The 12,212-nt window shown below is 70.3% G+C and carries 13 protein-coding genes; 8 read left to right on the forward strand and 5 right to left on the reverse strand.

Features of this window, described 5'->3' with window-relative positions; all coding sequences use genetic code 11:
* Nucleotides 1-144: 144 nt before the first annotated feature.
* Nucleotides 145-882 carry a metallophosphoesterase family protein gene (locus tag IEY33_RS18480; protein WP_188964772.1) on the reverse strand — a complete coding sequence of 246 codons (738 nt, stop codon included), beginning with the start codon at nt 880-882 and terminating at the stop codon, nt 145-147.
* A gap of 163 nt (nt 883-1,045) precedes the next feature.
* On the opposite strand from IEY33_RS18480, the gene IEY33_RS18485 reads away from it, so the two are divergent.
* The 7 genes from IEY33_RS18485 (at nt 1,046) to IEY33_RS18515 (ending at nt 8,733) form a co-directional block, all read left to right on the forward strand.
* Entirely contained in the window at nt 1,046-1,759 is a 714-nt protein-coding gene (locus IEY33_RS18485; protein ID WP_188964773.1) for a purine nucleoside phosphorylase YfiH/LACC1 family protein, read from the forward strand.
* Nucleotides 1,756-2,361, forward strand: a complete 606-nt coding sequence (locus IEY33_RS18490) for a YqeG family HAD IIIA-type phosphatase (RefSeq protein ID WP_306415626.1) — start codon at nt 1,756-1,758, stop codon at nt 2,359-2,361. The genes IEY33_RS18485 and IEY33_RS18490 overlap by 4 nt, the downstream gene beginning before the upstream one ends.
* Nucleotides 2,361-5,027: a type II/IV secretion system protein gene (locus IEY33_RS18495; RefSeq protein WP_188964775.1), complete on the forward strand. Its 2,667-nt coding sequence runs from the start codon at nt 2,361-2,363 to the stop codon at nt 5,025-5,027. The genes IEY33_RS18490 and IEY33_RS18495 overlap by 1 nt, the downstream gene beginning before the upstream one ends.
* Before the next feature lie 101 nt (nt 5,028-5,128).
* Nucleotides 5,129-6,313, forward strand: coding sequence for a type IV pilus twitching motility protein PilT (locus IEY33_RS18500; RefSeq protein WP_188964776.1), 1,185 nt, complete (start codon nt 5,129-5,131; stop codon nt 6,311-6,313).
* Nucleotides 6,314-6,409: 96 nt separating this feature from the next.
* Complete coding sequence (locus IEY33_RS18505) at nt 6,410-6,628, forward strand: hypothetical protein (RefSeq protein ID WP_188964777.1); 219 nt, start codon at nt 6,410-6,412, stop codon at nt 6,626-6,628.
* A gap of 243 nt (nt 6,629-6,871) precedes the next feature.
* Entirely contained in the window at nt 6,872-7,792 is a 921-nt protein-coding gene (locus IEY33_RS18510; RefSeq protein ID WP_188964778.1) for a GNAT family N-acetyltransferase, read from the forward strand.
* The gene (locus tag IEY33_RS18515; protein ID WP_229671158.1) at nt 7,789-8,733 is read left to right on the forward strand and encodes a GNAT family N-acetyltransferase; all 945 of its coding nucleotides are present in this window, start codon (nt 7,789-7,791) and stop codon (nt 8,731-8,733) included. Before IEY33_RS18510 ends, IEY33_RS18515 begins: the two co-directional genes overlap by 4 nt.
* Here the strand turns inward: IEY33_RS18515 and IEY33_RS18520 are convergent.
* Nucleotides 8,717-9,379, reverse strand: coding sequence for a DsbA family oxidoreductase (locus IEY33_RS18520; protein ID WP_188964779.1), 663 nt, complete (start codon nt 9,377-9,379; stop codon nt 8,717-8,719). The genes IEY33_RS18515 and IEY33_RS18520 overlap by 17 nt on opposite strands.
* A gap of 96 nt (nt 9,380-9,475) precedes the next feature.
* Here IEY33_RS18520 and IEY33_RS18525 point away from each other — a divergent pair, with 96 nt between their 5' ends.
* Nucleotides 9,476-10,135, forward strand: coding sequence for a trimeric intracellular cation channel family protein (locus IEY33_RS18525; RefSeq protein WP_229671159.1), 660 nt, complete (start codon nt 9,476-9,478; stop codon nt 10,133-10,135).
* 6 nt (nt 10,136-10,141) lie between these two features.
* Here IEY33_RS18525 and IEY33_RS18530 read toward each other — a convergent pair whose 3' ends face one another.
* From IEY33_RS18530 to IEY33_RS18540, 3 genes are all read right to left on the reverse strand, one after another.
* Nucleotides 10,142-10,630 carry a CAP domain-containing protein gene (locus IEY33_RS18530; protein ID WP_188964780.1) on the reverse strand — a complete coding sequence of 163 codons (489 nt, stop codon included), beginning with the start codon at nt 10,628-10,630 and terminating at the stop codon, nt 10,142-10,144.
* Between the two features lie 67 nt (nt 10,631-10,697).
* Nucleotides 10,698-11,210, reverse strand: coding sequence for a CAP domain-containing protein (locus tag IEY33_RS18535; RefSeq protein ID WP_188964781.1), 513 nt, complete (start codon nt 11,208-11,210; stop codon nt 10,698-10,700).
* Between the two features lie 57 nt (nt 11,211-11,267).
* The gene (locus tag IEY33_RS18540; RefSeq protein WP_188964782.1) at nt 11,268-11,936 is read right to left on the reverse strand and encodes a response regulator transcription factor; all 669 of its coding nucleotides are present in this window, start codon (nt 11,934-11,936) and stop codon (nt 11,268-11,270) included.
* Nucleotides 11,937-12,212 lie beyond the last annotated feature (276 nt).

The following is a 12,212-nucleotide window of genomic DNA, read 5'->3' on the forward strand; positions in this document are numbered from 1 at the left end:
TGTCGTTCAGCCGCAAGCAGGCCCATCTGGAGATGCTCGTGTGGCTCTTCATCCACCGCTACAACGCCTCATTACCATGACCCCACGACCACGCGGGTATGCGGGCCGCTCGGCTGAATTCCAGAAGTTCAGCTCAAAACCGTATTATTCGACGCCGCGTACCCGGCGGCGCTGGTACGCGCCGGTGAGGAGTTCGGTGATGTACTCGCGCGTGAAGGGCATGCCGCTCGCCTCGGCGGCGCTGACTTCGGCGGCGCGGTTGTACGGGAGGCGCACGAACTGGGCGCTGTAGCCCACGCCGTTGGGCGTGTCGGGGAAGTCGAGGATCAGGTAGCAGGAGAGGGTGCTGTCGAGCGGGTTGCCGACCGAGCCGCAGTTGATGAGCGGGAGGCCTTCCACGTCGAGCATCAGGGCCTCGTGGATGTCGGCGTACACGAGGGCGTCCGCCTGCTGGTGCAGGCCGAGGGCGGGGTTGGCTTCGAAGGCCGCGACCTGTTCCTGCAGGCTGCTGTGCGGGTACAGGCGGTGGAAGACGCCGCGGCTGCCGGCGTGCACGAAGCGCCACACCTGCCGCGCGAAGGTTTCCTCGATGCCGTAGGGGAGGTCGGCGAGGTAGCGCAGGTCGGTCGGGGAGAGGAGGCTGCGCGGCCAGAGGTCCTGCGGGCGGTGGCTGGCACCGGCGACGCGGGCGTCCCAGTTGCCCTGGACGACGCGGGTGGCGCAGCTCTGCACCCAGTCGAGGACTTCCTTGGGGCGGGGGCCTTTGCCGACGAGGTCGCCGAGGACCCACATCTCGGTGATGCCGCGCCGCTGCACGTCGGCGTGGACGCTGAGGGTCGCCTCCAGGTTGGCGTGCAGATCGGCGAGGACAGCGAGCTTCATTGCGGGCAGTTTAGCCTGCCGTGCGCGTGCGGGTTGGCGCATCCCCCCCAGTGTGGGCGGGGTGCGGGGGGCCGTTCACTTTGTACCCGACGCCCATTTGTAATCCGTCATACAAGTCAGAATGCGGTGACAGATGCGCCCCGATACTACAGACCGGATGATCATGACTACCCCCCTCCTGCGGTCCCGGCACGGCTTCACTTCACGTGCCGGGGGGGTGAGCGTGGGGCCCTTCGCGGGCCTGAACCTCGACGACCGCCAGGACGACCCGGCCGCCGTCACCGAGAACCGCCGCCGCCTGAGCGCCAGCCTGGGCTTCCGGCCCGAACAGGTGTCGCGGCTCGACCAGGTGCACGGCACGCGCGTCGTGCAGGCCCGCCCCGGCGCGCTGCAGGTCGCGGACGCGCAGGTGACGGCAGACGCGGGCGTGCTGCTCGCCATCGGCACGGCCGACTGTTACCCGCTGCTGCTGGAGGACCCCGAGGCAGGCGTGCTGGGCGCCGCGCACGCCGGGTGGCGCGGCACCGTGCAGGACATCGCGGCCGAAACACTGCGGGCGATGGTGGCGCTCGGCGCCCGGCCCGAACGGGTGCGCGCGGCGGTCGGGCCCGGCATCAGCGCCGAACGCTACCCGGTCGGGCCGGACGTGACGGCCGCCTTCCGGGACGCGGGCCTGCAGGACTACGCGCAGGACGGGCACCTGGACCTGCGCGGCGCGAACCTGCACCTGCTGGAACGCGCGGGCCTGCGCCCCGAACACCTGTGGTCGGCGGACCGCTGCAGCACCGGGGACGACTACTACAGTTACCGCCGCGACGCGGGCGTCACGGGCCGCATGTGGGCCGTGATCGGCACGCCCGGACGGGAGACCGCGTGAGCCGCACGCACCTGCTGCGGCCGCGCGTGATCCTGCCGCACATTCATGACATCACGCCCGACTTCATGGAGGCGCACGGCCTGAAGGGCCTGCTGCTGGACCTCGACAACACCCTCATCCCGTACGGGTCGTACGAGGAGCGGACCGACGTGACCGCCTGGGCGCGCGACCTGCAGACGGCCGGGTACGCGCTGTACCTGCTGTCCAACGCCACCCGCGAACGCGCCCGCATCTGGGCGCAGCGACTCGGCCTGCCGGGCGTGGGCCTCGCCGGAAAGCCCTTCGCCCGCGAGTACCGGCGCGGCCTGAGCGCCGTGGGCCTGCCCGCACACCAGGTGGCGATGGTGGGCGACCAGCTGTTCACGGACGTGCTGGGCGGCAACTGGAGCGGCATGTTCACCGTCATGGTGCGCCCCATCTCCGACAACGCCCTGCCGCACACGCGCCTGACCCGGCGACTGGAACGCCTCGTCCTGAAACGCTACGGCCACGACTGGGCACCCCGCAAGGCCCGGACCGGCACGGACACACCGCTGACTCCGCCGCCCGAGGGCCCGGACGCTACGATCAACCCTGACAGCAGACACGGGAGGAACGACTGATGGCACTTTCTATTGGAGACCGGCGACTGGGCGCGATTCTGCTCGAACAGGGGTACGTGAACGACCTCGACCTGCAGAAGGCACTCGACAAGCACGCCGAGGTGGGTGGACGGCTGGCCGACATCCTGATCGACGGCGGCATGGTCGGGGAGAAACGCATCGCACGGGCCGTGGAGGAAGCGCTCGGTATTCCGCTCGTGAACCTGACGGTCCTCACGCCCGACCCGCGCGCGCTGGGCAGCGTGAAGGCGCAGGTGGCCCTGGCGGCCCTGGCGTTCCCGTTCGCGCTGGAGGGCGACACGCTGCGCGTCGCGTTCGTGGACCCCCTCAACAACCTGAACCTCGAGACGGTGGAGGACGCGAGCGGCCTGAACGTGGAACTGTACCAGGCGCTGCGCGAACAGGTGCAGTGGGCGATCGCCAGCAACTACCCGGAACTGAACCTGGAGGCGGCCGCGCCGCAGGAGGCACAGGACGGCACGGTGTCGCTGCTCGGGCAGCGGCTCGTGTCGCGCGGCATCATCAGCGAGGAACAGCTGATGAGCGCGCTGGAGCAGCAGAAGCAGAGCGGCGAGCCGATCGGGGCGCTGCTCATCAACCTGAAGCTCATCACGGAAGAGCAGCTGTACGAGACGCTGGCCGAGCAGGCCGGGACGGTCTTCGTGCGCAACCCGCGCGACTACGAGCCGCCCGAGGAACTGCTGGGGCTGCTGCTGCGCGCCGACGCGCTGCGCCTGTCGGCCGTGCCGGTCGAGGAGCGCGAGGGCAGCATCACCGTGATCGGCAGCGACCCGCGCCGCCTCGCGGACATCGAGGCGCTGATGGGCAAGCCCGTGCACCTGATGCTGGGCCGCCCGAACGACGTGGAAGCCCTCATCGACCGCTGCTACCCGCAGCGCGGACGGCTCGGCGAGGCGATGGTGCAGCAGGGCTCGCTGTCCCGCTCGCAGCTGCGTGAGGCGCTGCAGGTGCAGGCCCGCAGCGGCAAGGTCAAACCGCTCGGCGAGGTGATCGTGGACCTGGGCTTCGCGGGCAGCGAGGAGATCGACGCGGCCCTGCAGAAGCAGACGTCCGGCGGCGGCCGCCTGGAGGACACGCTCGTGCAGTCCGGGAAGCTCAGCCCGGAGATGCTGGCGCGCAGTCTCGCCGCGCAGCTCGGCTACGAGTTCCTCGACCCGGTCCAGAACCCGCCGGACCCGAAGGTGGCGCTGCTCATCCCGGAAAGCACCGCGCGCCGGTACGTGGTCGTCCCGATGCGCCTGCAGGGCAACTCGCTCGTGGTGGCCATGAAGGACCCGCGCAACGTGTTCGCGCTGGACGACCTGCGCCTCCTGACGGGCCGCGACATCGTGCCTGCCGTGATGGCCGAGAAGGACATCGTCCGGCTGATCGAGCGGTACTTCGGGTCGCAGGACATGGCGGCCCTCAACGAGGAGCTCAGCAAGAACAGCCGCAGCCGCGACAAGGAACGCGAGGCGCAACAGGACCAGACGAACCTCGACGACAACGCCGTGGTGCGCGTGGTGGACAGCATCATCCGCGAGGCGGCGCTGCAGGAGGCGTCCGACATTCACATCGAGCCGACCGAGCACAGCGTCCGCGTGCGCTACCGCGTGGACGGCACGCTGCGCGACCACATGGAACTCCCGAAAGGTTCGGCGCTCAGCGTGCTGGCCCGCATCAAGATCCTGGGTCAGCTGGACATCGCGGAACGCCGCGTCCCTCAGGACGGCCGCGTGCGCTTCAAGAAGGGCAGCATCGACCTGGACCTGCGACTCTCGACGCTGCCCACCCTGTACGGCGAGAAGGCCGTGATGCGCCTCCTGCAGAAGGCCAGCAACATCCCCGAAGTGGAACAGCTGGGCCTGTCGGAGCACAACTTCCAGCGCTTCACGGACCTGATCGAGAAGCCGAACGGCATCCTGCTCATCACGGGACCCACCGGGTCCGGCAAGTCCTTCTCGAGCTTCTCGATCCTGAAACGCATCGCGCGGCCCGAGAAGAACACCACCACCATCGAGGACCCGGTCGAGTACGAGATTCCCGGCATCAACCAGTCGCAGGTGAACCCCGTGGCGGGCATGACCTTCGCGCGCGCGCTGCGCGCCTTCCTGCGACAGGACCCGGACATCATCTTCGTGGGCGAGATCCGGGACGCCGAAACCGCGAAGATCGCGACCGAGGCGGCCCTCACGGGTCACCTGGTGGTGGCGACGCTGCACACCAACGACGCGCCCGGCGCGGTCACGCGCCTGGAGGAGATGGGCGTCGAGAACTTCAACATCGGCGCGGCACTCATCGGCGTGCTGGGGCAGCGTCTCGTGCGCAAGGTCTGCCAGGAGTGCAAGACGCCCACCAACGCCGACCCGGACGTGCTGCGCCGCCTGGGCCTGAACGACAAGGACTTCAAGGGCGCCACCCTGTTCCGCGGGGCGGGCTGCCCGCGCTGCGGCGGCACCGGCTACAAGGGCCGCATGGGCATCCACGAGCTGATGGTGGTGGACGACCCGCTGCGCCGCGCCATCGGCAAGGGCATGAGCGCCAGCGACCTGCGCGACGTGGCCATCGAGAAGAGCGACATGAAGACGCTCCGGATGGACGGCATCGAGAAGGCCATGGCGGGCGTCACCACCTTGGAAGAAGTGCTGGCCGTCACGAGCGTCTGAACTTCCCCCCGTCCGGCGGCCATGCCGCAGGCACCGGACGGGACCCCTGAACCCCTCACCTCACCCGCCCGTCCTCTCCCCCGTTCCCGAAGGAGTACCGTATGCACACCGCGACCGACATCACCGACATCCTGCGTACCGCCGCCGAGAAGAACGCCAGCGACGTGATCCTGACGGTGGGCCTCCCGCCGCAGTTCAAGATTCACGGCGTGTACGGCAGCGAGGACTTCGCCGAACTGAACGCCACCGACACCCGCAAACTGATGTACAGCATGATGAACGAGAAGCAGCAGCGGACCTTCGAGGAGCGCCGCGAACTCGACTTCTCGTTCGCGCTGGGCGAGAAGGCCCGCTTCCGCGTGAACACCTTCATGCAGCGCGGCAACGTGGGCGGCGTGATGCGTCTCATCCCGACCACCATCAAGTCCGTGGGCGACCTGGGCCTCCCGCCGAACGTGGTGGACGTCGCGAACGCGCCGCGCGGACTAGTCCTCGTGACGGGCCCCACCGGGTCCGGCAAGTCCACCACGCTGGCCGCCATGATCGACTACATCAACGCCAACAAGAAGATGCACATCATGACGATCGAGGACCCGATCGAGTTCATGCACACGCACAAGAACAGCATCATCAACCAGCGCGAGGTGGGGAGCGACACCGTCGACTTCCAGAACGCGCTGCGCGCCGTGCTGCGTCAGGCGCCCGACGTGATCCTGGTGGGCGAAATGCGAGACTACGAGACCATCAAGGCCGCCGTGACCGCCGCCGAAACCGGGCACCTCGTGATGGGGACGCTGCACACCAACAGCGCGCCCGAGAGCATCGACCGTATCGTGGACGTGTTCCCGGAAGAGCAGCAGGAGCAGATCCGCGTGCAGCTCGCGAACAACCTCGTGGCCGTCATGACGCAGCAGCTGCTCCCGAAGGTGGACGGTGGGCGCATCCTGGCGTACGAGCTGCTGATCGCGAACCCGGCCGTGCGCGCCCTGATCCGCGAGGGCAAGACGTACCAGATCACGTCCGTGATGCAGACCGGGATGCGCGAGGGCATGGTCACCATGGACGCGTACCTGGCGGGCCTGTTCCGCAAGCGCCTCATCACGCACGAGACGGGCATGGAGCGCGCCGTGGACAGCAAGGAGTTCTCGCGTCTGGCGGCGGACCCGAACGCCGCGAACACCCCGATCGCCGGGATGGGCGGCATGGGTGGGATGGGCGGCATGCCCGCCCGTCCGGCCGCGACGACGCCGGTGTCGCCGAGCGGCAACAACTACGGCCGCCGCTGAGGGCGTCGGTCGGGGGTTAAGGGCGCTTCACGCCGTTCTGCGGGGAGCGCCAGAGTGCGCGGGCATACTCGGGGCATCCGTTCAAGGAGGCTCCAGATGACGAATCCCGCAGATCAGCCCGGTCTTCCCGAAGTTCCGGATCACGTTCCGCCGACCGCTCCTCACCCCATGCCGGAGGAAGCGCCGGGTCACGACGCGCCCGTGCCGGTGTACGATCCGCCCGTGAATCCGGACACGCCGGGCCTGCCGGGCAGCACGCCGACCCCGAACCCGGACACGCCCGGGATCGGGATGCCGGAACCGATGAGCATCTGAGCGCAGATCAGTAGAGGACCGCCCCCGGCCATGATGGTCGGGGGCGGTCTTGTGGTCGGGGGTTCGCGGGGGGCCGCGCGTGCCGGGCTGGAGGACGGGCGCTCTGCTGGCGCTCCCATTCCGGTATGGACATATTACGTCCATTACAGATTAGAAAGATGTGTTTTAACGCCCAGGCGGTCAGCCATTCGGCCTACCCCTCCCGGGTGGCGCGCCACGCCCCTCCCGCCCCATCCTGACGCCATGTCCATCACCGTCCGCCCGGCCACGCCCGCCGACACGCACACGCTCGCCCTGCTCCTGAACAGCGGCCAGGAACCGCACTTCCACACCACCGCCGCACACCTGAACGCCACGCTCGCCCGCACGGCAGGCCATCGGCTGATCAGCGAGCAGGACGGACAGCTCACCGGCAGCCTGAGCCTCAGCTTCCCGGACTTCCACCCGCAGCACGTCTGGGTGAACCTCTGCACGCACCCGGACCACAGAGACCACGGCACCGCCCGCGCCCTGCTGGACGCCGCCCGGCCCGCCATCACGGCCAGCGGCCGCACCCGCCTGTGGACCAGCGTCCGCGCCGACTACCTCGGTACCGGCCCCGACCTGGAGGCCCTCGGGTTCCGGGAAGTGCACCGCACCTTCGGGGGCGGGTTCCGCATGACGGACGCGGCCCACCCCCCCACCCCGGCCGACCGGCTGGAAGCGCGGCTGGCACAGGCGGGCGTGCAGCTGCGACCCGCCGCGCCCCTGCGGCACGACCCGCGCCTCGCGGCCCTGTACGCCGCCCACCACGCGGACAAAATGACGGCCGAACCCACCATTCCCGCCGCCAGCCCCACGCACGACGACCCCGACACGCTGTGGGACGCGGGGTGGGTCGCCGTGCGCGGCGAGGGCACGGTCGACCCGGACGTGGTGGGACTGGCGCTGCCGGAACGCTCCCGGCTGGACGCCTGGAACGCCGTGCTGCTCGTGCGGCCCGGCGAGCGGCGGCAGGGCATCGGGACGGCCCTGCAGGCGCGCGTGTGCGCGTCCCTGCACGCGCAGGGCCTCACGTTCCTGAACACGGCGGGCGTGGGCCGCGACCACGCATACCTGGGCGTCCTGCGGCGCCTGGGCGCGGACATCGAGCCCGCCTGGCTGGCCTTCGAGGCCACCCCGTGAACGCCGGGCCGGACTCCGGCATCACCGTGCGGGACGCCGCCCCGCCGGACGCGCCGCAGCTCGCGCGGCTCCTCACGCTCGCATACCTGCACCAGTGGACGTACACGGCCGAACGCGTCACGGCCCGCCTGCACGCGCCCACCACCGAACGCTTCACCCTGACCGCCGAACAGGCCGGGCAGGTCGTGGCGGGCCTGGACGCCGACCCCTTCCCCACCGCGCCCGGCAGCCTGCGCGTGCAGCTGTACGGCGAGCCCGCCGCGTTCACGCCGCTGTACCTGCAGGCCCTCGCCCGCGCCGGACGGGCCGGGACGCGCAGGCTGCTCAGCGTGGTCCGCGAGGATCACCGTCCGCAGGTCGCGTTCCTGACGGCGGCCGGATGGCGGAACGCGTACCAGTCGTGGGGCGCGCAGCTGGACCTGACGGCCTTCACGTTCACGCCGTTCCGGCCGCTGGAGGAACGCCACTACCTCGCCGGAACGGAAGTGCACCGCTTCGCGGCAGACGACCGCGCCGCGCCGTGGGACGCGCTGCATGCCCTGTACCGCCAGGGCCTGCAGGACGCGCCGCGCAACCCCACCACCACGCACGACGCCGACACGCCCGCGTACTTCCGGGAGATGGTGGCGGGCGGGCAGGTGTTCGCGGCGCTGCACGGCACGCAGGTCCGCAGTTACACCGCCCTCACCGTGGACGGGCGCGGGGTGGCGAGCGAGCACACCGCGACCCGCCCGCAGGACCGCTCGCGGGGCCTCGCGACGCTCGTGAAAGCCACCGCGCTCGACTGGGCGGCCCGGGAAGGCTTCAGGACGGCCGGGACGGGCGGCACCGTCGCCAACCTCCCGATGCTGCGCGTGAACGCCCGCCTGGGCTACCGCACGGAAGCGATGTGGCTCACCTGGGTGCGGACCGTCCCGCCGGGCGTCACTTCGCGCGCTTGACGGTCTCGATGCGCGCGCCGTCCGTCAGCACGCGCGTGTACAGCGTCCACAGGTCGAGCGCCGCGCCGGGCTCCGTGACGAGATTCGCGAACCGGAAGTACGCGATGTTCCCGTCCGGCAGGTGGAAGGTCGGTGTGCCGAACACGCCGAGCGTGGCGCTGTCCTGCAGGTCCTCGTGCAGCGCGGCCCGCAGGCCCTCCTGGTCCTCCAGCGCCCGCCCGAACGCGTCCGCGTCGAGGGTCGCCTCGGCCAGCAGGCGAATCTGACCGTCGTTGCGCAGGTCGATGGCAGGCACGCCCTCGGCCGGCTGGTGCTTCGCGCGGAACAGGGCCAGCGTGAAGGCCCACGCGGCGTCCTCGTCCTGCTGCAGGGCCGCCTGACCCGCCAGGAAGGCGTTCAGGCTGCCCGCCTGGTAATCGCTGCCCTGACCGGCCACCTGCCGGTCGAGCCACCACGTGGGGTGCTTGCGGTCCGGGTTCTCGGCGTGGTTGCCCTGCACCAGCGAGAAGTGCCGCAGCCGGAACCGCATGCCGTGCTCGCGGCGCAGCACGTCCGCCAGTTCCAGGCCGCGCCACGCGTACGGGCACAGGAAGTCGAAGTACAGGTCGGTCACGCCGCTCCGGGAAGGCTGGGCCACTTGCGTCATGCCCGACGCTAACACGGCGCGGCCTGCGCACACCGTGACGCGCGCCCTGCAGATACGGGGGGCCGCAGGCGCGGAAGCGGCAGGTATGCTGGAACCGTGCCGGACCCCTTCCACCTGAACGGTATCAGCAGCATCCAGACGGGCCTGCGCGCCCTCGACATCGTGGGCACCGTGATGTTCGCCCTGAGCGGCGCGCTGCTCGGGGTCCGCAAGCGCTTCGACCTGTTCGGCGTGCTCGTACTCGGCTGCGTGACGGCCGTCGGCGGCGGCGCCATCCGCGACACGCTGACCGGCAACACCCCGCCGCTGTTCCTGCGCGACGAGACGTACCTGTGGCTCGCGATTGCGGGGTCCCTCACGGCCTTCGCGTTCGGAATGCGCCTCGCGCGCTTCGAGCGGACCATCAGCCTCTTCGACACGCTGGGCCTGGCCCTGTTCGCCGCCACCGGCGCGTTGGGAGCCACCAAGCTGGGCCTCGGACCGCTCGGCGTGACCTTTGCGGGCATGCTGTCCGGCGTGGGCGGCGGCATCATCCGCGACCTGCTGGCCCACGAGGTCCCGGAAGTGCTGTACCGCCGCGACCAGCTGTACGCCACGGCCGCCGCCGCCGGAGCGCTCACCGTGTACCTGCTGCAGGGGCACCTGCCGCAGCTCGGCGTGCAGCTCAGCGGGGCCGCCGTGGTGATCGTCGCGCGTTTCGTGTCACGGCGCGGCTGGGTCAGGCTCCCCGTGCGTCGCCTGCCCGAGGAACGCTGAGGCCCGTCACCTGGGCGTGCTGGTGAGCACCATCACGTACGCGGTGCCGCGGCTGCCGCGCACGATGCTGGCCCCGGCGGTCGTGTAGCGCTGGTCGGTCATGTAGTAGCAGTGGACGGGCGAGTGCAGCCACCACTGCATGGCCGCCTCGGGGTTCAGGCCGCTGCCCATGTAGATGATCTCGGTGACGCTGACGGAACGGATGCCGGTGCTGGCGGCGCGGACGCGCGGGGTGGTACCGCCCGGCCCGGTGTGACTGATGACGCCGCTCTGCGCCATGTAACTCGCCTGCTTCAGGGCCGAGACGGCGTGCAGGTCGGACGGGGCGAGGGCGCCTGCGACGGGCCGCGTGCCGCTGCCGGGGCAGGTGACGCCCTGCGCGCGGACCTCGTTGAGGCGGGCGAGGAGCTGCCCCTCGGCGCTGGATGAGGCGGCGGCGCTCGCGCCACTCCAGGCGGCGGCGGCCAGGATCAAGACCCGCGTCAGGTTTCTCATGTGGGGCCAGTATACCGGGCCGCGCCCGCCGCCGGACGTGAACTTTACGGCAGCAGCGGGCTGCGCGTCAGGGCTGGACGGCGCTCGTCAGGACCATCACGTACGCCGTGCCGTCCGGTCCGGCCACCACGCTCGCCCCGGCGACGCTGTAGCGCGGGTCGGTCATGACGCGGCAGTGCACGGCCGAGTGCCGCCACCACGTGACGGCACCCTCCACGCCGCCCCGGCGGCCCAGGTACACGATCTCGCTCACGCTGGCCGCCCGGATGCCCGCAGTGGCCGCGCGGCTCTGCGGGGTGCTGCCACCCTCGCCCTCGTGCGTCACGTCATTCACCTGCACCATGCGTTTCGCCTGCATGAACGCCGCCGCCGCGTGCAGCGGCGAGAAGGCCAGCGTGCCGGTCAGGGGCCGCCGGGCACCCGCCTCCGGGGTGGGTGCGGACTCCCCGGCCGGACAGACGATGCCTGCGGCCCGCAGTGCATTCACGCGGGCCAGCAGCTGCTGCGCGGGCGTGGGGACGGGCGCCGCCGCGAGCAGCAGCAGGGCGGGCAGGAGCAGCGCGCACCGCCAGCCGCACACGGCAGAACGCCCGGACCCTGCGGGAAGCCGAGGATCCGGGCGGAGGAGCGTCACGGTTCAGTTGGTCTTGAGGGCGTACCCGATGCCGCGCACCGTGCGGATGATGCCGTAGCCGTCCAGGTCGCGCAGCTTGGCGCGCATGTTGGCCATGTGCACGTCCACGACGTTGCTGTTGCTGGGCAGTTCGCCGTTCCAGACCTCGCGCTCGATCTCGCCGCGCGAGTACACGCGGCCCGGCTGGCGCGCCAGGAAGGTCAGCAGGTCGAATTCCTTCGGGGAGAGGCGCACCTCGTGGCCGTTGTAGTGGCACAGGCGCTTCTGCGGGTGGATTTCCAGCGCGCCGATCATGATGACCTCGCCGTGCTGCTGGTGCCTGAGCTGCACCTTCACGCGCGCCACGAGCTCCTCCGGGTGGAAGGGCTTGGTCATGTAATCGTCCGCGCCCGCCTCCAGCAGGTTCACCTTGCGGTCCAGGGCGTCCATCGCGGTCAGGATGATGATCGGGACGGGGCTCGTCTTGCGCAGGCGGCGCGCGATCTCCGCGCCGTCGAAGTCCGGCAGGCCCAGGTCGAGGATCACGAGGTCCGGGACGTTCTCGCGCGCGCTCGTGAGGCCCGAGATGCCGTCCGGAGCGGTGAGGACACGGTAACCGGCCTGCTCCAGTTCGTACTGCACCACGCGGGTGATATCGGGATTGTCTTCAATCAGTAAGATTCGTTGCTCCATGTGGTTGTGGGCCTCCGGTGGTGGTTGTCTGCCTTTAACCCCGTCATGGTATTCACAAAAAGCGCCGTCTTGTCGCCATTCACGTCCCACACTGTTTAACATCCCTTTACACCCGGTCCTCACAGTGCATTCCACATGACTGCGAGGTACGGCACAGTCTGCTCACACCCCCCGCCACGGGCAGCGGGAGTGGGTGCCGCGTCCCTGTGCCCGCTCACGCAGAGATGTTAGGCTCTGGTATCCTCTGCCCCGCCGAGCGACGCTATGCATACGGGC

It is taken from the genome of Deinococcus aquiradiocola, from assembly GCF_014646915.1.
Taxonomy (GTDB): Bacteria; Deinococcota; Deinococci; order Deinococcales; family Deinococcaceae; genus Deinococcus; species Deinococcus aquiradiocola.

Coding starts and splice junctions, on each gene's coding strand:
- IEY33_RS18480 (WP_188964772.1), bottom strand. CDS start 882: ATGAAGCTCGCTGTCCTCGCCGATCTGCACGCCAACCTGGAGGCGACC.
- IEY33_RS18485 (WP_188964773.1), top strand. CDS start 1,046: ATGACTACCCCCCTCCTGCGGTCCCGGCACGGCTTCACTTCACGTGCC.
- IEY33_RS18495 (WP_188964775.1), top strand. CDS start 2,361: ATGGCACTTTCTATTGGAGACCGGCGACTGGGCGCGATTCTGCTCGAA.
- IEY33_RS18500 (WP_188964776.1), top strand. CDS start 5,129: ATGCACACCGCGACCGACATCACCGACATCCTGCGTACCGCCGCCGAG.
- IEY33_RS18505 (WP_188964777.1), top strand. CDS start 6,410: ATGACGAATCCCGCAGATCAGCCCGGTCTTCCCGAAGTTCCGGATCAC.
- IEY33_RS18510 (WP_188964778.1), top strand. CDS start 6,872: ATGTCCATCACCGTCCGCCCGGCCACGCCCGCCGACACGCACACGCTC.
- IEY33_RS18520 (WP_188964779.1), bottom strand. CDS start 9,379: ATGACGCAAGTGGCCCAGCCTTCCCGGAGCGGCGTGACCGACCTGTAC.
- IEY33_RS18530 (WP_188964780.1), bottom strand. CDS start 10,630: ATGAGAAACCTGACGCGGGTCTTGATCCTGGCCGCCGCCGCCTGGAGT.
- IEY33_RS18540 (WP_188964782.1), bottom strand. CDS start 11,936: ATGGAGCAACGAATCTTACTGATTGAAGACAATCCCGATATCACCCGC.